This window comes from Pseudomonas sp. AU12215, assembly GCF_001675465.2.
Taxonomy (GTDB): Bacteria; Pseudomonadota; Gammaproteobacteria; order Pseudomonadales; family Pseudomonadaceae; genus Pseudomonas; species Pseudomonas nitroreducens.
In genome coordinates this window covers 108,365-126,985 of sequence record NZ_MACM02000017.1, presented here as the reverse complement: position 1 = coordinate 126,985, position 18,621 = coordinate 108,365, and the positions used below count along the sequence as shown (strand labels likewise).

19 protein-coding genes and 1 riboswitch are annotated in these 18,621 nt (G+C 65.1%); of the genes, 12 read left to right on the top strand and 7 right to left on the bottom strand.

Going from position 1 to position 18,621, the window contains the following annotated elements; all coding sequences use genetic code 11:
- Nucleotides 1-27 precede the first annotated feature (27 nt).
- Together metH and A9513_RS05595 are read left to right on the top strand one after the other, a co-directional pair.
- Nucleotides 28-3,720, top strand: a complete 3,693-nt coding sequence (gene metH, locus A9513_RS05600) for a methionine synthase (RefSeq protein WP_065084174.1) — start codon at nt 28-30, stop codon at nt 3,718-3,720.
- Nucleotides 3,721-3,909: 189 nt separating this feature from the next.
- Nucleotides 3,910-4,263, top strand: a complete 354-nt coding sequence (locus A9513_RS05595) for a 50S ribosome-binding protein YggL (RefSeq protein ID WP_065084173.1) — start codon at nt 3,910-3,912, stop codon at nt 4,261-4,263.
- Nucleotides 4,264-4,322: 59 nt separating this feature from the next.
- On the opposite strand, the gene A9513_RS05590 is transcribed toward A9513_RS05595, so the two are convergent.
- The 4 genes from A9513_RS05590 to A9513_RS05575 all read right to left on the bottom strand — a co-directional run bounded on the left by A9513_RS05590 (nt 4,323) and on the right by A9513_RS05575 (nt 6,323).
- Entirely contained in the window at nt 4,323-4,682 is a 360-nt protein-coding gene (locus A9513_RS05590; protein ID WP_024763315.1) for a hypothetical protein, read from the bottom strand.
- Nucleotides 4,683-4,753: 71 nt separating this feature from the next.
- Nucleotides 4,754-5,164 (bottom strand): hypothetical protein, encoded by a 411-nt coding sequence (locus tag A9513_RS05585; RefSeq protein WP_024763314.1) that lies wholly within the window; start codon nt 5,162-5,164, stop codon nt 4,754-4,756.
- Between the two features lie 32 nt (nt 5,165-5,196).
- Nucleotides 5,197-5,727 (bottom strand): ATP/GTP-binding protein, encoded by a 531-nt coding sequence (locus tag A9513_RS05580; RefSeq protein WP_024763313.1) that lies wholly within the window; start codon nt 5,725-5,727, stop codon nt 5,197-5,199.
- A complete protein-coding gene (locus tag A9513_RS05575; RefSeq protein ID WP_065084172.1) occupies nt 5,724-6,323 on the bottom strand; it encodes a hypothetical protein in 600 nt (199 codons plus the stop codon). Before A9513_RS05575 ends, A9513_RS05580 begins: the two co-directional genes overlap by 4 nt.
- Before the next feature lie 121 nt (nt 6,324-6,444).
- Nucleotides 6,445-6,532, bottom strand: a riboswitch (cyclic di-GMP riboswitch).
- 229 nt (nt 6,533-6,761) lie between these two features.
- On the opposite strand from A9513_RS05575, the gene A9513_RS05570 reads away from it, so the two are divergent.
- The 5 genes from A9513_RS05570 to A9513_RS05550 all read left to right on the top strand — a co-directional run bounded on the left by A9513_RS05570 (nt 6,762) and on the right by A9513_RS05550 (nt 11,546).
- The gene (locus A9513_RS05570) at nt 6,762-8,087 is read left to right on the top strand and encodes an MATE family efflux transporter (protein WP_065084171.1); all 1,326 of its coding nucleotides are present in this window, start codon (nt 6,762-6,764) and stop codon (nt 8,085-8,087) included.
- 48 nt (nt 8,088-8,135) lie between these two features.
- Nucleotides 8,136-8,351 (top strand): DUF2970 domain-containing protein, encoded by a 216-nt coding sequence (locus A9513_RS05565; protein ID WP_024763310.1) that lies wholly within the window; start codon nt 8,136-8,138, stop codon nt 8,349-8,351.
- A gap of 315 nt (nt 8,352-8,666) precedes the next feature.
- Nucleotides 8,667-9,161 (top strand): PaaI family thioesterase, encoded by a 495-nt coding sequence (locus A9513_RS05560; RefSeq protein ID WP_037013592.1) that lies wholly within the window; start codon nt 8,667-8,669, stop codon nt 9,159-9,161.
- A gap of 239 nt (nt 9,162-9,400) precedes the next feature.
- Nucleotides 9,401-11,059 (top strand): nitrite/sulfite reductase, encoded by a 1,659-nt coding sequence (locus A9513_RS05555; RefSeq protein WP_065084170.1) that lies wholly within the window; start codon nt 9,401-9,403, stop codon nt 11,057-11,059.
- Entirely contained in the window at nt 11,043-11,546 is a 504-nt protein-coding gene (locus A9513_RS05550; RefSeq protein WP_054907707.1) for a DUF934 domain-containing protein, read from the top strand. Before A9513_RS05555 ends, A9513_RS05550 begins: the two co-directional genes overlap by 17 nt.
- Nucleotides 11,547-11,814: 268 nt before the next feature.
- Here A9513_RS05550 and A9513_RS05545 read toward each other — a convergent pair whose 3' ends face one another.
- Nucleotides 11,815-12,393 carry a TetR/AcrR family transcriptional regulator gene (locus A9513_RS05545; protein ID WP_065084169.1) on the bottom strand — a complete coding sequence of 193 codons (579 nt, stop codon included), beginning with the start codon at nt 12,391-12,393 and terminating at the stop codon, nt 11,815-11,817.
- A 123-nt stretch (nt 12,394-12,516) separates the two neighbouring features.
- On the opposite strand from A9513_RS05545, the gene A9513_RS05540 reads away from it, so the two are divergent.
- On the top strand, nt 12,517-12,954 hold the full coding sequence (locus tag A9513_RS05540) for a hotdog fold domain-containing protein (protein ID WP_024763305.1): 438 nt from the start codon (nt 12,517-12,519) through the stop codon (nt 12,952-12,954).
- Nucleotides 12,955-12,965: 11 nt separating this feature from the next.
- Complete coding sequence (locus A9513_RS05535; protein WP_038803142.1) at nt 12,966-13,820, top strand: alpha/beta fold hydrolase; 855 nt, start codon at nt 12,966-12,968, stop codon at nt 13,818-13,820.
- A 20-nt stretch (nt 13,821-13,840) separates the two neighbouring features.
- Here A9513_RS05535 and A9513_RS05530 read toward each other — a convergent pair whose 3' ends face one another.
- Together A9513_RS05530 and sohB are read right to left on the bottom strand one after the other, a co-directional pair.
- A complete protein-coding gene (locus A9513_RS05530; protein ID WP_065084168.1) occupies nt 13,841-14,833 on the bottom strand; it encodes a YhdH/YhfP family quinone oxidoreductase in 993 nt (330 codons plus the stop codon).
- A 73-nt stretch (nt 14,834-14,906) separates the two neighbouring features.
- Entirely contained in the window at nt 14,907-15,935 is a 1,029-nt protein-coding gene (sohB, locus tag A9513_RS05525; protein WP_024763303.1) for a protease SohB, read from the bottom strand.
- 211 nt (nt 15,936-16,146) lie between these two features.
- Between sohB and A9513_RS05520 the strand changes: the two genes are divergently transcribed.
- The 3 genes from A9513_RS05520 (at nt 16,147) to A9513_RS05510 (ending at nt 18,615) form a co-directional block, all read left to right on the top strand.
- Nucleotides 16,147-16,857, top strand: a complete 711-nt coding sequence (locus A9513_RS05520) for a histidine phosphatase family protein (protein WP_024763302.1) — start codon at nt 16,147-16,149, stop codon at nt 16,855-16,857.
- A gap of 59 nt (nt 16,858-16,916) precedes the next feature.
- The gene (locus A9513_RS05515) at nt 16,917-17,228 is read left to right on the top strand and encodes an SCP2 sterol-binding domain-containing protein (protein ID WP_017519529.1); all 312 of its coding nucleotides are present in this window, start codon (nt 16,917-16,919) and stop codon (nt 17,226-17,228) included.
- A gap of 319 nt (nt 17,229-17,547) precedes the next feature.
- Nucleotides 17,548-18,615 (top strand): phosphotransferase family protein, encoded by a 1,068-nt coding sequence (locus tag A9513_RS05510; RefSeq protein WP_024763301.1) that lies wholly within the window; start codon nt 17,548-17,550, stop codon nt 18,613-18,615.
- The last annotated feature ends 6 nt before the right edge of the window (nt 18,616-18,621 follow it).

Below are 18,621 nucleotides of genomic sequence, written 5' to 3'. Positions count from 1 at the left end.
CCACGCCCTTTTCCCCCAGGTATTCCAATGATCGACCGTGCCGCACGCCTGCAAGCCCTCCAGCAAGCCCTCAAGGAGCGCATCCTGATCCTCGACGGCGGCATGGGCACCATGATCCAGAGCTACAAGCTGCAGGAGGAAGACTACCGTGGCGCGCGCTTCGCCGACTGGCCGAGCGACGTGAAGGGCAACAACGACCTGCTGCTGCTCAGCCGCCCGGACGTCATCCAGGCCATCGAGAAGGCCTACCTCGATGCCGGCGCCGACATCCTCGAGACCAATACCTTCAACGCCACCCGCGTGTCGCAGGCCGACTACGACATGCAGGAGCTGGCCTACGAGATGAACGTCGAGGGCGCGCGCCTGGCCCGCGAAGTGGCGGACGCCAAGACCGCCGAAACCCCGGACCGCCCGCGCTTCGTCGCCGGCGTCCTCGGCCCGACCAGCCGCACCTGCTCGATCTCCCCGGACGTCAACGACCCCGGCTTCCGCAACGTCACCTTCGACGAACTGGTGGAGAACTACAGCGAATCCACCCGCGGCCTGATCGAGGGCGGCGCGGACCTGATCCTGATCGAGACCATCTTCGACACCCTCAACGCCAAGGCCGCAATCTTCGCCGTGCAGGGCGTCTATGAAGAGCTGGGCGTCGAGTTGCCGATCATGATCTCCGGCACCATCACCGACGCCTCCGGCCGTACCCTGTCCGGCCAGACCACCGAGGCCTTCTGGAACTCGGTGCGCCACGCCAACCCGATCTCCGTCGGCCTGAACTGCGCCCTCGGTGCCAAAGAGCTGCGCCCCTACCTGGAAGAACTGGCCACCAAGGCCGGCACCCACGTCTCCGCCCACCCCAACGCCGGCCTGCCGAACGCCTTCGGCGAGTACGACGAGACCCCGGCGGAAATGGCGGTGGTCGTGGAAGAGTTCGCCTCCTCCGGCTTCCTCAACATCATCGGCGGCTGCTGCGGCACCACGCCGGGCCACATCGAGGCCATCGCCAAGGCCGTAGCCAAGTACGCGCCGCGCGCCATTCCGGAAATCCCCCGCGCCTGCCGCCTGTCCGGCCTTGAACCGTTCACCATCGACCGCAGTTCGCTGTTCGTGAACGTCGGCGAGCGCACCAACATCACCGGCTCGGCCAAGTTCGCCCGGCTGATCCGCGAGGAGAACTACGCCGAAGCGCTGGAAGTGGCGCAGCAGCAGGTGGAAGCCGGCGCCCAGGTGATCGACATCAACATGGACGAGGGCATGCTCGACTCCAAGGCTGCCATGGTGAAGTTCCTCAACCTGATCGCCTCCGAGCCGGACATCTCCCGCGTGCCGATCATGATCGACTCCTCCAAGTGGGAGGTGATCGAAGCCGGCCTGAAGTGCATCCAGGGCAAGGGCATCGTCAACTCCATCTCCATGAAGGAAGGCGTCGAGCCGTTCAAGCACCACGCCCGCCTGTGCAAGCGCTACGGCGCCGCCGTGGTGGTGATGGCCTTCGACGAAGCCGGCCAGGCCGATACCCAGGCGCGCAAGGAAGAAATCTGCCAGCGCTCCTACGACATCCTGGTCAACGAAGTGGGCTTCCCGCCGGAAGACATCATCTTCGACCCGAACATCTTCGCGGTCGCCACCGGCATCGAGGAACACAACAACTACGCGGTCGACTTCATCGAGGCCTGCGCCTACATCCGCGACAACCTGCCCTACGCACTGACCTCGGGCGGGGTGTCCAACGTGTCGTTCTCGTTCCGTGGCAACAACCCGGTGCGCGAGGCGATCCACTCGGTGTTCCTCTACTACGCGATCCAGAACGGCCTGACGATGGGCATCGTCAACGCCGGCCAACTGGAGATCTACGACGAGATCCCGCAGGAACTGCGCGACAAGGTCGAGGACGTGGTGCTCAACCGCAGTCCGGACGCCACCGAGGCGCTGCTGGCCATCGCCGATAACTACAAGGGCGGCGGCGCGGTCAAGGAAGTGGAAGACGAAGAGTGGCGCAGCCACAGCGTCGAGAAGCGCCTGGAGCACGCGCTGGTCAAGGGCATCACCACCTTCATCGTCGAGGACACCGAGGAGTGCCGGCAGAAGTGCGCGCGCCCCATCGAGGTCATCGAAGGCCCGCTGATGTCCGGCATGAACGTGGTCGGCGACCTGTTCGGCGCCGGCAAGATGTTCCTCCCGCAGGTGGTGAAATCCGCCCGCGTGATGAAGCAGGCCGTGGCGCACCTGATTCCCTTCATCGAAGCGGAAAAAGGCGACAAGCCCGAGGCCAAGGGCAAGATCCTCATGGCCACGGTGAAGGGCGACGTCCACGACATCGGCAAGAACATCGTCGGCGTGGTACTGGGCTGCAACGGCTACGACATCGTCGACCTGGGCGTGATGGTCCCGGCGGAGAAGATCCTGCAGACCGCCCGCGAGCAGAAGTGCGACATCATCGGCCTGTCCGGCCTGATCACCCCGTCGCTGGACGAGATGGTCCACGTCGCCAAGGAGATGCAGCGGCAGAACTTCAGCCTGCCCCTGTTGATCGGCGGCGCCACCACCTCCAAGGCGCACACCGCGGTGAAGATCGACCCGCAGTACAGCAACGACGCGGTGGTCTACGTCACCGACGCCTCCCGCGCGGTGGGCGTGGCGACCACGCTGCTGTCCAAGGAAATGAAGCCCGAGTACGCCCGCAAGCTGCGCGAAGAGTACGCGGAAGTGCGCGAACGCACCGCCAACCGCAGCGCACGCACCGAGCGCCTGAGCTACGAACAGGCCATCGCCGCCAAGCCGAAGTTCGACTGGGCCGGCTACCAGCCGCCGGTGCCGAGCTTCACCGGCGTCAAGGTGCTGGATGATATCGACCTCAACGTGCTGGCCGAGTACATCGACTGGACGCCCTTCTTCATCTCCTGGGACCTGGCCGGCAAGTACCCGCGCATCCTCACCGACGAAGTCGTGGGCGAAGCGGCGACCAGCCTGTTCAACGACGCCCAGGCGATGCTGAAGAAGCTGATCGACGAGAAGCTGATCAAGTCCCGTGCCGTGCTGGGCTTCTGGCCGGCCAACCAGGTGCACCACGACGACCTGGAAGTCTACGGCGACGACGGCCACAAGCTGGCCACCCTGCACCACCTGCGCCAGCAGACCATCAAGCCCGACGGCAAGCCGAACTTCAGCCTGGCCGACTTCGTCGCGCCCAAGGACAGCGGCGTAAAGGACTACGTCGGCGGCTTCATCACCACCGCCGGCATCGGCGCCGAGGAAGTGGCCAAGGCCTACGAGGCCAAGGGCGACGACTACAGCGCGATCATGGTCAAGGCCCTGGCCGACCGCCTCGCCGAAGCCTGCGCCGAGTGGCTGCACGAGCGCGTGCGCAAGGAATACTGGGGCTACCAGCCCGAGGAGCACCTGGACAACGAGGCGCTGATCAAGGAGCAGTACGTCGGCATCCGTCCGGCGCCCGGCTACCCGGCCTGCCCGGACCACACCGAGAAAGGCACGCTGTTCAAGCTGCTCGACCCGGACGGTCTGTCCGGCGTGACCCTGACCGAGCACTACGCCATGTTCCCGGCCGCCGCCGTCAGCGGCTGGTACTTCGCCCATCCACAGGCGCAGTACTTCGCCGTCGGCAAGCTCGACAGGGACCAGATCGAACGCTACAGCGCGCGCAAGGACCAGGAAATCAGCACCAGCGAGCGCTGGCTGTCGCCGAACCTGGGCTACGACAACTGATCTGACGCCCCACGCCGCAGCCGGGCCCGCCCGGCGCGGCGGTTTCGTCAGGCAGGTCCGCGGCCTGGGGAAAAGCGTCGCTGCATATCCTGCGCAGATGCGGGATAATCCCGGCATCCTGGGCACCCCCAGGGCACAACGGATCGAAGCCGGCCACCCGCCAGGCTTCCGCTGAAGAGAGAGTCACAGATGAAATACCTCACCCCCGAACAAATGGCCAAGCCTCGCAAACGCCGCCTGCTGAAGAAGCTGCGCCTGGGCGAGTTCCAGGAGTTCGGCTTCAGCCTCGAAGTGAACTACACCGGCGACCTGGATGACGTGCTCGACCAGTGGATCGCCTTCGTCGAATCCGAAGGCTGGGTCTTCGTCGGCGGCGCCACCGAAGACGGCGAGTTCACCGGCTACCTGTGCCTGAACGACGTCGGTAGCCTGAGCGAGGCCGACCGCGAGACCACTCGCCTGTGGCTGGAAAAGCAGTCCTGGGTGAAATCCTTCGAACTGGGCGAGCTGAGCGACTGCTGGCACGGCCTGTTCGAGGAGTAAGCACTCCTTGTGCAAAGCGTGGGCGGGCCTCCCCGCCCGCCCACGTCCATCAGCTCACCTCAGATCGCCATCTGCCCCTCCACCTCCTGCAACTTGCGCCGCGCCAGCGCCAGGTTGGCTTTCACCTTGTCCAGCACGTAGTACATGAACACCCCTTCGTGCTTCGCCATCGGGCGGATGATGTGGTACTGCCGGCCGAGGGTGATGAGGATGTCCTCGATCACGTCGTTGAGCGCCAGAGACTTCATGGTCTTGAGCTTGGCGCGAACCACCTCGGTGTTGCCCGCCGCCGCCAGTTCCAGGTCCACGCCGCCTCCTGCCTGCCCGAGCAGCATGCCGCTCTTGGCATCCACCACGGCCGACGCCAGGGCACCATCCAGGTTCAGCAGTTCGTCCAGCGATTGTTGCAGTGCTGCCATAGCGATTACTCCTTGAGTGCGCGTCCTGTTATAGGGGCCCCGCGACCGCGCGCGCCGCGAAGCCTTTTGTCTCAGCCGGCCAGCGACAGATCCGCCAGCCGGGTTGCCGTTCGCTTGGCCTGATAGAGCACCTGGCCAAGCATCTCCTCGCGATCGGCGACCAGGTTGAGGATCATCGGATGGCTCGGATGCGGTATGTCGACGATGACGATGTAGCCCTCACTGGCCTCGACTATCACGTTCTGGTGCGGGCCGACCTCGCTCTCCTGGCCGACCATGGCGCCGAGGGCCGAAATCGAGCAGGCCATGGCGGCCAGCTTGGAAACCTCCAACCCCTTGCCGGCGCGGGAGGCCACCTCGAAGCCGTCGGTGGTGGCGATCACCGCCGCGCTCAGCCGCCCCAGGCTGGCGCCGAGCTCATCCAACGCCTGCTCGGCGTCGTTCCGCAGTCTTTCCGGCAAGCTCGTCAAGGCGTGTTCCATGGTCGACTCCAGTCGGTTGCAAACGTCAGGCTTCAGGCCGCCGTGCATTCCAGTTGCAGCAGGAGCAGGTCGAGCAGCATGCGCACCTGCTCTGCCTCACGTACGTCCACCTCGATGACTGGGAAGCTGTGGCCGGCCCCAGCCAGCGCGGCAGCGTAGTCATCCAGGCCGGGCGCGGGATGCCCAGACAGACGCCCGACGCCGATGACACAGGGCGTACCGGCGATGCAGTCGGCAAAGCCGCGGAGGTAAATCTGCAGGTCGCCCAGCGGATCGGGCCGCGAGTTGTCGATCAGGATCACCAGCCCCAGCGCACCGCGCGCGAGGATGCTCCACATGAAGGCAAAGCGCGCCTGACCGGGCGTGCCATACAGGCGCAGGCGCTCATCGGGTCCGATCACCACCTCGCCATAGTCCAGGCCGACTGTGGTGCGCGCCTTGTCCAGGCTGGGATCGTTGTTCTGCACGTCGGTGCTGACCGGCTCGATGTCGCTGATCGCCGCGATGGCGGTGGTCTTGCCCGCGCCCATGGTGCCGGTGAAGAGGATCTTGTATTCCCTCATCGGCCGGCCTCCGAAGCACCGCCAAGGCCGAGGCTGCGACGGATGCGCGCCAGCAGGCCGACGGGAGCGGCAGCCTGTTGTTCGGCCGGCGCCGGCAGGGCCTCGGCGGGCTGGAACATTTCATGGGAGGCCATCAGGCGGACGAAGCTCTCCGCCACGTGGCGCGGCACGCCGGAGCGCTCGCAAAGCTCGTCCAGGCTCATGGTCCTTGCACAAAGCAGCGTGGCCAGCCGGACGTAGCGGTGATCACCGTTGAGCAGTGACGCGGCCGGCCAGTGCTTCAGGCGCAGGGCTTCACCCGCGGACTGCGCCGGCCGCTGGCCGATGGCGCGAGCGGCACGTTCCAGGCAATCGAATACCTCGCTGGCACGCAGCGGCCAGTGCACCCAGAGCGGCTCACCCTCGGCCGTGCGCAACTGCACCCGCGGCGCGCCCTCCTCCCCCTCCACCAGCAGGTCGGCGGGACCCTCGACATACGCCCAGCTCGCCAAGGTGCGACCACTGAGCAGGCCGACGATGGACTTGAACACCACCTGATCACGCAACGCCATCCGGGCGAACCCGTAGGTGTACTGAAGCTGGTACGGCTGATTCATCGGCGCGCTCCCTTTGGCCAACAAACACCATCAACCTGCTCGGGTTGATCAGGCGGCTCACCGGGACGTAGGAGGATGCCGAGCACAAGCTCGCAGAGGGCGCGGACGAACGTCCGGCCGGCTTGGCAACCCCGCGGTCATGGCCCTTGCGGGCGTTAGATCGGTGGCTTTGCGTCCCTGGCTTTCGCACAGGTTTGCCCTGGTCAATTGAAATTCAGCGTAGTACGCCGCTTTCGTTCGCCAAGCCGAAAAAACGTGACAGACCTCACACAAACATCGGAAATATCACCGGAACAACTTCGCAATGTTCGTAGGCATATTCCGCCCCAAAAGGGAGCAGGAAGCCTGCCCTTCGGCTAGGATTTCCCACAGCGGCGCCTCACCGGCACGGCCCGCCGGATGTCCACAACAAGCCGGAATTCACTGCCCCGAGACGCCATGCTAGAGCGCCAGAGGTTCCAGAACATTCTCAGCCTGGGCCTGCCGATCATCGGCGGCATGCTCAGCCAGAGCCTGCTCAACCTGGTGGATGCAGCCATGGTCGGCCACCTGGGGGAGAAATCCCTCGCCGGGGTCGGAATCGGCAGCTACGCCAACTTCGTCGCCATCTCCCTGGTGATGGGTCTGGGCGCCGGTGTACAGGCGCTGGTGGCCCGCCGGCGGGGCGAAGGTCGCAGCGCCGAACTGGCCGCGCCGCTGAACTGCGGGCTGCTGGTCGCGCTGGGCCTGTCGCTGCCGATCACGCTGATCTGCCTGCTGTTCGCCGAGCCCATCATTCGCGCGCTGTCTCATGATCCGGAGGTGCTGGCGGTCGGCATCCCCTACTTCGAATGGCGCGCGCTGTCGGTACTCGCCGTGGGCCTGAACTTCTCCTTCCGGGGCTACTGGAACGGCACCCGGCGATCAGGCATGTACATGCGCACCCTGGTGGTCATGCACCTGGCCAACGCGGCGATCAGCTACAGCCTGATCCACGGCCTGTTCGGCCTGCCGCGCATGGGCGCAGTGGGCAGCGGCCTGGGCACCACGCTGGCGTTGTACATCGGCTCGCTGATCTACGCCTGGATCACCTGGCGCGATGCGCGCGTCCAAGGCTGCCACCCGCGCCTGCCGAGCGAGCGCGACGTCCGCACGTTGTTGCGCCTGTCACTGCCCAACTCGCTGCAGCAGTTCTTCTTCGCCGCCGGCATCACCCTGCTGTTCTGGATCATCGCCCAGGTCGGCACCCGCGAACTGGCGGTGGCCCACGTGCTGATCAACCTGGCGCTGTTCCTGATCCTGCCCGGCGTCGGCCTGGGCATGGCAGCGACCACGCTGGTCAGCCAGAGCATGGGCGAGCGCGACTTCGACAGCGCGCACCGCTGGGGCTGGGACGTCGTGAAGGTGGCGGCCTGTGGGCTGGCGCTGCTGGGTGCGCCGTTCTGGATATTCCCCGAGGCCATTCTGCGGCTGTTCGTCAGCGATCCTGCGCTGATCGAACTGGGCCGCGTGCCGCTGATGCTCACCGGCATGGGCATGGTGATCGACGCCACGGCGCTGGTGCTGACCCAGGCGCTGCTGGGCGCGGGCGCCGTGCGCACGGTGATGGCGGTCAGCCTGGGCAACCAGTGGCTGTTCTTCCTGCCGCTGGCCTACCTGGTCGGCCCGGTGCTGGGCGGTGGTCTGCTGGCGATCTGGAGCATGCAGATTCTCCAGCGCGGGCTGGCTTCGGCGATCTTCGCGGTGATGTGGCAGAAGCGCCAATGGACGCAGATCGAACTCTAGCGTTCGCTAGCGCAGGAGCTAGGCTTGCAGGCAAAGGGAGGACCAACGATGGACGAGCAACAGAACAAGCCGCCGACCTTCTGGCAGATGCTGCACAGCGTGCTGGCCGCAGCCTTCGGCGTGCAGAGCGGGCGCAACCGGGCACGCGACTTCACCCACGGCAAGCCCAGTCACTTCATCGCCATGGGCATTCTCTTCACGCTGATCTTCGTGCTGCTGCTGTACGGGCTGGTGCAGCTGGTGCTGCATTTCGCCGGGCTGTAGGACAGACGGCGGGGCGTTTGGTACCAGCGGGCCGCAGGACGGCCCGCCGGCACCGCTGTCACTGATGGCTGACCCAGAACACGGCGGTCGCGACCACCAGCAGGATCAGGATGAATGCGGCGCGGGCATCGACGACGCTATCGCTGGTCTTGTTCGACGTTTCTTCGCTCATGCTTCCCCCATCTTCTCGTTATTGGCTGAAGGACCACACCACCAGTTAAGACCAGCTCCGCCAGCCCCGCTACTCCCGCCCCGCTTCGAAAGCCGTTAGGCTTGGCCGCTAGACAAGCACAATGACAAGAGCAAGGAACAGTAATGAACCTGGTATCGCTACAGGACACCGTCGCGCCGGAAGGCGTCTGCTACGGCTGCGGCGGCAGCAACCCGCACGGGCTGCACATCAAGAGCCGGTGGCACGAAGACGGCGTCCACGTCGTCGCCGAGCACCTGCCCGAGGCCAAGTACTGCGGCTGGCCGGAGCTGGTCTACGGCGGCCTGATCGCCATGCTGGTGGACTGCCACTCGAACTGGACCGCCATGGCCTACCACTACCGCGCCGAAGGCCGCGAGCCGGGCAGCCTGCCGCGCATCGACTGCGTCACCGGTAACCTGGGCATCAAGTACATCAAGCCGACACCCATGGGCGTGCCGCTGACCCTCAAGGCCCATGTCGAGGGCGAAGTCGGCCGCAAAAGCCGGATCATTTGCGAGGTCTATGCCGGCGATGTGCTGACCTGTGTTGGCGACTCGATCTTCGTCCGCGTCGACACCTCGCAACTGCGCGATGCCGCCCACGGCCGCGAAGCCTGATCACGGCATAAAAAGCACTAAGCGCAGCCGCACACAGGTGCCCGTGCAAGCCGCGGCCAGACCCGTGATTCAGGTCTGGCGCGGCTTAGATCCGAAAGTTCTCGCCATATACTCAAACATCACTTTTGCGCATATTCCCGAACTGGTATCGTGCGCCCCACTCCGCGTGGAGCGCGTTGCCGTGCGCGCTGGGAAACGCAGTACGCCCTGAGCGCTATAGCCTGACAGCAGGATGATTCATGTACGTATATGACGAATACGATCAAAGGATCGTAGAGGATCGCGTCAAGCAGTTCCGCGATCAGACCCGCCGCTACCTGGCGGGCGAACTGACCGGCGAGGAATTCCGCCCGCTGCGTCTGCAGAATGGCCTGTACATCCAGCGCTATGCGCCCATGCTGCGCGTGGCCGTGCCTTACGGCCTGCTGAACTCCCAGCAGGTTCGCAAGCTGGCGCAGATCGCCCGCGACTATGACAAGGGCTACGCGCACATCAGTACCCGCCAGAACGTCCAGTACAACTGGCCGGAACTGGAAGACGTGCCGGAAATCCTCGCCGAGCTGGCCACCGTGCAGATGCACGCGATCCAGACCAGCGGCAACTGCATCCGCAACACCACCACCGACCAGTTCGCCGGCGTCGCCCATGACGAGCTGGTCGATCCGCGCCCCTGGTGCGAGATCATCCGCCAGTGGTCGACCTTCCACCCCGAATTCGCCCACCTGCCGCGCAAGTTCAAGATCGCCGTCAACGGCGCCGTGAGCGACCGTGCCGCCATCGAGGTGCACGACATCGGCCTGGAAGCGGTGCAGAACGACGCCGGCGAGCTGGGCTTCCGCGTCTCTGTCGGTGGCGGCCTGGGTCGTACCCCGATCGTCGGCAATTTCATCAATGAATTCCTGCCGTGGAAGCACCTGCTGTCCTACCTGGACGCCATCCTGCGCGTGTACAACCGCTATGGCCGTCGGGACAACAAGTACAAGGCGCGCATCAAGATCCTGGTCAAGGCGCTGACGCCGGAAGTCTTCGCCCAGAAGGTCGACGCCGAATGGGCGAACCTGAAGGACGGCCCGAGCACCCTGACCGACGCCGAGCTGCAGCGCGTGGCCGCGCACTTCGTCGATCCGGCCTACCAGGCCCTGGAAAACCAGGACGCCGCCCTCGCCCAGCTCGACGCCGAGCACCCCGGCTTCGCCCGCTGGCGTAGCCGCAACACCTTCGCCCACAAGAAGCCCGGCTACGTCGCCGTGACCCTGTCGCTCAAGCCCACCGGCGTGGCGCCCGGCGACATCACCGACAAGCAGCTGGACGTGGTCGCCGACCTGGCCGACCGCTACAGCTTCGGCGAAGTGCGCAACAGCCATAACCAGAACATCATCCTCGCCGACGTCGAGCAGGCTCAGCTGTTCACCCTCTGGGGCGAACTGCGCGAGAACGGTTTCGCCACCCCGAACGTGGGCCTGCTGACCGACCTCATCTGCTGCCCGGGCGGCGACTTCTGCTCCCTGGCCAACGCCAAGTCGATCCCGGTGGCCGAAGCCATCCAGCGTCGCTTCGACGACCTGGACTACCTGTTCGACATCGGCGCCATCGACCTGAACATCTCCGGCTGCATGAACGCCTGCGGCCACCACCACGTCGGCCACATCGGCATCCTCGGCGTGGACAAGAAGGGCGAGGAGTTCTACCAGGTCTCCCTCGGCGGCAGCGCCAGCCGCGACGCCAGCCTGGCGCAGATCCTCGGCCCGTCCTTCGCCCAGGAGCAGATGGCCGACGTGATCGAGAAGATCATCAAGGTCTACGTGGAACAACGCACCGAAGAGGAACGTTTCCTCGATACCTACCGTCGCATCGGCATCGACCCCTTCAAGGAGCGCGTATATGCAGCGAATCATTAAGCACCGCGAGGTCGTCGACGACCGCTGGCACCTGCTGCCCAAGGACGCGACCCTCGAGACCGTGCCCAACTGCGACGACGTGATCATCCCGCTGAACCTGTGGCTGGAACACGGCCCTGCCCTGCGCGGTCGCGACGGCGGCCTGGGCGTGTGGCTCGATGCGGACGAAGAGCCCGAAGCCATCGCCGGCGACCTTGACAACTTCCAGGTGATCGCCGTGAACTTCCCGGCCTTCACCGACGGCCGCGGCTTCAGCACCGCGCGCCTGCTGCGCGAGCGCTTCGGCTACAAGGGCGAAGTGCGCGCCATCGGCGATGTCCTGCGTGACCAGCTGTTCTTCATGCAGAGCTGCGGCTTCGACGCCTACGCCATCCGCGCCGACCGCGATCCGCAAGCAGCGCTGGCGGGCCTGGACGACTTCAGCGAGGTCTACCAGACCTCGGTGACCCAGCCGCAACCGCTGTTCCGTCGCCGCCAGCTGGCCTGAGCCGGCAGAGCTGATTCAGCGACATGAAAAGGCCCCGCATCGCGGGGCTTTTTCAATTCTGCACGGCGCATTTCTCGTAGGGCGCATAACGCGCCAGCGTTATCCGCCGCCAGGGGACGGCGGATAACCTGTTCCAGGTTATTCGCCCTACGGCCCTTCGTAGGAGCGAGCTTGCTCGCGAACCGATGCAGCGCCGCAACTGCCGGGAACACCGTTCGCGAGCAACCTCGCTCCTACAGAGGGTGCATCCGCCTAGGCCTGCAGACCATCAGGCCCGCACACTCTCCCAGGCAATCTGCGCCAACTGATCGCGACAATCGATGAGGTCCACCCGTGTGCGCCCGGCCAGCCAGTTGCGCGCGTAGTCCTGGCTCGGGCCGATCACCACCGAATTGAACAGCTCCGGCGCCAGCTCCTTGAACGCCCCGGACTTGCGGTGCTCGGAGAGCAACCCGGCAATGCGGCGGCCCTGCTCGCGGTTGGCCTCGCGCAACGCCTCGCCCACTTCTCCCGCCTCGACGCGGCCACGGCTATGCAAGATGAAACGCGCCCACTCCGGGTTGGCCGCCACCCAATCGACGTAGCAGGTGACGAACAGCTTCACGCAGGCCTCCGCGCTCATGCCCTCCTCGATTCCGGCGTCCAGCAGCGCCGCGTACTGGCCAACGCCTGTGAGGTACAGCGCGCCGATGATGCGTTCCTTGTTGCCGTAGTGGTGATAGAGGCTGCCGATGCTGGCGCCGGAGCGGTCGCGGATCATCTCGATGGTGGTGGCATCCACGCCGGATTCGCTGAAGCAGGCCAGCGCGGCCTGGAGGATGTCGTCTTTGCGGGAAGGTCGGGCCATGGGGTTCCTGTTGGAAAAACCGCTCGAACATAATTCTAGAATATTTTTCTAGAATTAATTTCTAGTCTTCGTATACTGCCTGGGCGCGCATCCATCTTCAATCCGCTTTGCCCCGGAGTTGCCATGAGTCAGATGATGCAAATGTACCAGCAGGCCGGCCCCGCGCAGTTCAGCGCCATGATCGGCCAGGTCGCCCCCTACTTCGCCAGCATCGCCCCGCAGTTCGTCGAACTGCGCCCAGGCTACGCGGAAGTGACCTTCCCCAAGCGCCGCGAAGTGCTCAACCACATCGGCACCGTGCACGCCATCGCCCTGTGCAACGCTGCCGAACTGGCCGCCGGGACCATGACCGACGTGTCGATCCCCAAGGGCCGCCGCTGGATTCCCCGCGGCATGACCGTGGAATACCTGGCCAAGGCCGACGGCGACGTACGCGCCGTGGCCGATGGCCGTGCCGTGGACTGGAACCAGGAAGGCGACGTCATCGTCCCGGTGCTCGCCTACGTCGGTGACAAGAAGGTCTTCCGCGCCGACATCACCATGTACATCAGTCAGGCCTGAGGGACCGCGCCATGATCACACCACTTCCCCGCCCGCTGGACAACGGCAATGGCCAAAGCCTCTCCAGCCACTGGTACTACCCACCCGGCGAAGCCCGCGGAGCGGTGCTGATCGTTCCTGCCATGGGCGTCGAACAGCGCTTCTACACGGCCTTCGCCAACTGGCTGGCCGAGCGCGGCTACCTGACAGTCACCTTCGACTATGTCGGCATGGGTAAATCCCGCGCCGGCTCCCTGCGTGACCTGGACGTCGACATCCTCGCCTGGGGCAACCACGACTGCAGCGCCATGCTCGATGCCGTGGTCGCCGCGGCCGGCGAGCTGCCGGTGTACTGGATCGGCCACAGTCTCGGCGGGCAGATACTGCCCTTCGTGCGGGGTACCGAGCGCATCCACCGCGCCTTCACCATTGCCACCGGCAGCGGCTACTGGCGCGAGAACACCAAGGGCTTGCGGCACAAGGCCTGGCTGCTCTGGTACCTGTTGGCACCGACGATCACGCCGCTGCTGGGCTACTTCCCCGGCAAGCGCCTGGGCGTGGTCGGCGACCTGCCGCGCGGGGTGATCGAGCAATGGCGGCGCTGGTGCCTGGACCCGGAGTACTCGGTGGGCGCGGAAGGCGGCGCGGTGCGCGAGGCGTATTCCTCGGTGAGCACACCGATTACCTCCATCTCTTTCACCGACGACGAGATGATGTCCGGGCGCAATACCGAGTCGCTGCACGGTTTCTACCGTGGCTCGCCGAAGACGCTGAAGAGAATCGCGCCGGAGGATATCGGCGTGAAGCGCATCGGTCACTTCGGCTTTTTCAGAAGCCAGTTCGCCGATTCGCTGTGGGCGGATTACCTGTTGCCGGACCTGGGCTGACACCCAGGCCCGGCAGGGCATCAATCCAGATTGACCAGCACCCGACCCACCAGCTTGCCGGCCAGGATCTGGTGGATAGCGGCCGGCAGGTCGTCGAGCTTGACCTCACGGACCGCCGCTTCGAGGTTGTCGAGCTTCCATTGCAGGGACAGTTTGTCCCACATGGAAGCCTTGACCACCAGCGGCAGCTCCACCGAGTCCACGCCCAGCAGGTTCACGCCGCGCAGGATGAACGGCAGCACGGTGGCCTTGAAGGCGGCGCCGGCGGTCAGGCCGCAGCAGGCGACGCTGCCGCCGTACTGCAGCGACTTGACCACGTTGAACAGGATATCGCCGCCCACGGTGTCCACCGCACCGGCCCACTGCTCACGCAGCAGCGGCTTGTCGACGCCGTCGGAGACAGTGGCACGGTCGAGAATCTGCCGCGCGCCAAGGCGGTTCAGCAGCTCGGCCTGTTCCAGCTTGCCGGTGGCGGCAGCCACGGTGTACCCCAGTTGCGCCAGCAGCATCACCGCGATGCTGCCCACGCCGCCGGTGGCGCCAGTGACCAGGATAGGGCCGGCGGACGGCGTCAGGCCGGCGCGCTCGAGCTTGTCGACGCACAGTGCGGCAGTCAGGCCGGCGGTGCCGAGGATCATCGATTCGCGCAGCGACAGGCCCTGCGGGCGCTTGATCAGCCAGGCGGCAGGCACGCGGATGTACTGGCCGAAGCCGCCCGGCGTGTTCATGCCCAGGTCGTAGCCGGTGACGATGACTTCATCGCCCGCAGCGAATTCGCCCACCGAGGACTCTTCCACCACGCCGGCGGCGTCGATGCCGGGAGTGTGCGGGTACTTGCGGGTGACGCCACGGTTGCCGCTGGCGGACAGCGCATCCTTGTAGTTGAGCGAGGAATACTTCACCCGCACCAGCACTTCACCCGCCGGCAGATCGGCAACCTGCCGCTCGGCCATCTGCAGGTCATGCACGCCATGCGCGCTCTCCGTGACCCACAACGCCTTGAATGCACTCATCTCGACCCTCCTCTTTCGAATTCGATAAACGGGCGCGATCCCGGCGCCCGACGCCCAATCATTGCCAGAAGAGTCACTGCCAGAAACGGCTGCGACCCAGGCGGTCCCACCAGGTCACCAGCACGCGATCGATCACGCCGCTGACACCGACGCCGAAGCGCTCCTGGATGGACTTCTTCTGCACATAACTGAGCTGGTAGACATCCGCCTCACGGGCGCGTTCGGCCAGGTATTCGTCGCTGGTCTTCAGCTCGTCGACCAGTTTCTTGCCCAGCGCCGCCTGGCCCAGCCAGACCTCGCCGGTGGCGATTTCGTCGATGGCCAGCTGGGGGCGGTAGTGGACGACGAAACGCTTGAACAGCTCGTGGGTGGTTTCCAGGTCTTCCTGGAACTTCTCCCGGCCCTTCTCGGTGTTCTCGCCGAACACGGTCAGGGTACGCTTGTACTCGCCGGCGGTGAGCACTTCGAAATCGACGTCGTGCTTCTTCAGCAGGCGATGGATGTTGGGCAGCTGGGCCACCACGCCGATGGAGCCGAGGATCGCGAAAGGCGCAGACAAGATGCGCTCGCCGATGCAGGCCATCATGTAGCCGCCGCTGGCGGCGACCTTGTCGACGCAGACGGTCAGCGGCACGCCGGCCTGGCGGATGCGCGCCAGCTGGGAAGCAGCCAGGCCGTAGCCATGGACCATGCCACCGCCGCTCTCCAGGCGCAGTACCACTTCGTCACGCGGGGTAGCCAGGGTCAGCAGCGCAGTCACTTCATGGCGCAGTTGCTCGGTGGCTGAGGCCTTGATGTCGCCATCGAAGTCGAGCACGTACACGCGATTCTTCTCGCCGCCCTTCTTCTTTTTCGCTTCCTTCAGCGTTTTCGCCTCGGACTTGCGCAGGGCCTTGAGCTTGGCCTTCTCCAGCACGCTGTGCTGCAGGCGCTCGCGCAGTTCCTTGTAGAAGTCGTTGAGCTTGTGCACCTCCAGGTGCCCGCTGCCGCCACGACGGCCGCGGCCGCGCAGAGCGGCGATCACCACCAGGACGATGACGATGGCCACCACCACGGTGAAGGTCTTGGCCAGGAAACCCGCGTAATCCGCTAGAAACTCCACTCACATCCCCTTTTACAATTCTGTACGCGCACGCGTGACAAGCGCTGTGAATCCCGCAAGCATACCCACGCCGCCGGCCCGCCACCAGCGCTGGCAAAGCGCTGTATCAGTCCAGCGAATAGCATTCAAACAAGCGTATGTTTTTTCGTTGACAGCCCCAGGTGATCCTCATAACCTCGCCGGAACTTTCAGCCCTGCCGGGACCGCGCGCGTGGGAAGCATCTACCTGATTCGACATGGCCAGGCTTCATTCGGTGCCGACGACTACGATGTGCTCTCGGACACCGGCGTGCGCCAGGCGCAAATCCTCGGCGAGCACCTGGCCAGCCTAGGCCTGCGCTTCGACCGCTGCGTCGCCGGCGACCTGCGCCGTCAGCGTCACACCGCCGAAGCGGTGATGGGCCGGCTAAACGAGGCCGGGATCGATACGCCCACCCTGGAAATCGATTCCGCCTTCAACGAATTCGAAGCCGACGCAGTGATCCGCGCCCACCTGCCGGACCTGCTGGAGATCGAACCGCAGGCGCTGCACATCCTGCGCAACGCCGCCGACCACCGCGCCGAGTTCCAGCGCCTGTTCTCCACCGTGATCGCCCGCTGGGTTTCCGGCGATCACGACAAGGACGGCCTGGTCAGCTGGGCCGAGTTCCTCGACACCGTGCACGGCGGCCTCAAGCGCCTGCTGGAGTCGGCCAGCGGCAAGGACAACATCGGCGTGTTCACCTCCGGCGGCACCATCACCGCGGTGCTCCAGCAGGTGACCGGCATTCCGGCGCTGAACGCCTTCGAGCTCAACTGGCAGATCGTCAACACTTCGCTCAACCGCCTGAAGTTCCGCGGCAGCGAAGTGGCCCTGGCTTCCTTCAACAGTCACGTGCATCTGGAACTGTTGAGGGCGCCGGAACTCATCACCTATCGTTGAGTACCGGCCCAATGCGGCGCCGAGCGCCGCGCGAGAAAACCTAGAAAAGGAATAGAACCATGAGTGTTGCTGACATCGTTTCCACCATGAAGAGCAAGTTCAACGCCAGCGCGGCCGCCGGCCTGGATCTGGTGTTCCAGTTCAACATCGAAGACGGCGACAACCACTACCTGGTCGTCAAGGACGGTACCTGCGAAGTGGTACAGGGCGACGCCGAGTCCCCCAACGTCACCCTGATCATGGACAGCGAGACCCTCAAGGGCATCACCAGCGGCGAAACCGACGGCATGCAGGCCTTCATGGCCGGCAAGCTGCGCGCCGAAGGCGACATGATGCTGGCGATGAAGCTGGGCGAACTGTTCCCGGTCTGATCCGAGGCAAACCTGCCCGCGCAGCACGAAAAACCGGAGTCCCTGGCTCCGGTTTTTTTATGCCCGCGCCTCGCTCCGGCCCGCGAATCAGGCAGCTTGATCGGGGTGCAACACGGACGCCAATAACGTCCCGCCGTGCTTGTGAGCGGCAGACGTCGACATTAGATTAGCCAATGATCACCCGGCGCCATCATTGCTTTGCCTGATTCTGCCGCAACCCATAAGGCAAGAGCACGACGCCACCTTGCGCGCCACCCTTGCCCGCCGCTCTCGCTGCGGTGCGATGACCCGTACAAGCCCAGTACAAGAAGGAACCAGCATGTCGTTGACCGACCAGACCATCCGCTCCCGCGAAGGTGAAGAACTCGACGCCGCCGTGATCGACGGCTACCTCAAGGACCACATTCCCGGCCTGCAGGGCCAGCCGCGCATCAGCCAGTTCCCCGGCGGCGCGTCGAACCTGACCTACCTGATCCAGTACGACAACCAGGAGCTGGTCCTGCGCCGCCCGCCGTTCGGCAAGAAGGCCAAGTCCGCCCACGACATGGGCCGCGAATACCGCATCCTGAACCAGCTCAGGGACGGCTTCCCCTACTGCCCCAAGGCGTACGCCTACTGCACCGACGAATCGGTGATCGGCGCCGAGTTCTACGTCATGGAACGGGTCAACGGCATCATCCTGCGCAGCGACCTGCCCAAGGAGCTCAACCTCGACGCGGCGCAGACCACCGCGCTGTGCAAGAGCTTCATCGACAAGTTCGTCGACCTGCACAACGTCGACTACAACGCCTGCGGCCTGGGTGACCTGGGCAAGCCCGAGGGCTACGTGCAGCGCCAGATCGGCGGCTGGATCGATCGCTACGAGAAGTCCCTGACCCCCGATGCGCCGGCCTGGGAACAGGTGAAGGTATGGCTGCGCGAGAAGATGCCGGCCGACCACCACAAGCCGGGCATCGTCCACAACGACTACCGCTTCGACAACGTCATCCTCGACCCGAACAACCCGATGCAGATCATCGGCGTGCTCGACTGGGAGATGACCACCCTCGGCGACCCGCTGATGGACCTGGGCAACACCCTCGCCTACTGGATCGAAGCGGGCGACCCGCAGCCGATGCAGATGCTGCGCCGCCAGCCCAGCCACGAGCCGGGCATGCTCACGCGCCAGCAATTCGCCGACTACTACGCCGAGCGCGCCGGCATCCAGATCGACAACCTCGATTACTACTACACCTACGGCCTGTTCCGCCTGGCCGGCATCATGCAGCAGATCTACTACCGCTTCTTCCACGGCCAGACCCAGGACAAGCGCTTCGCCACCTTCATCCACGCCAACAAGCTGCTGGAACAGGTGAGCCTGCAGGTCATCGGCAAGTCTCGCCTGTAACGGCGC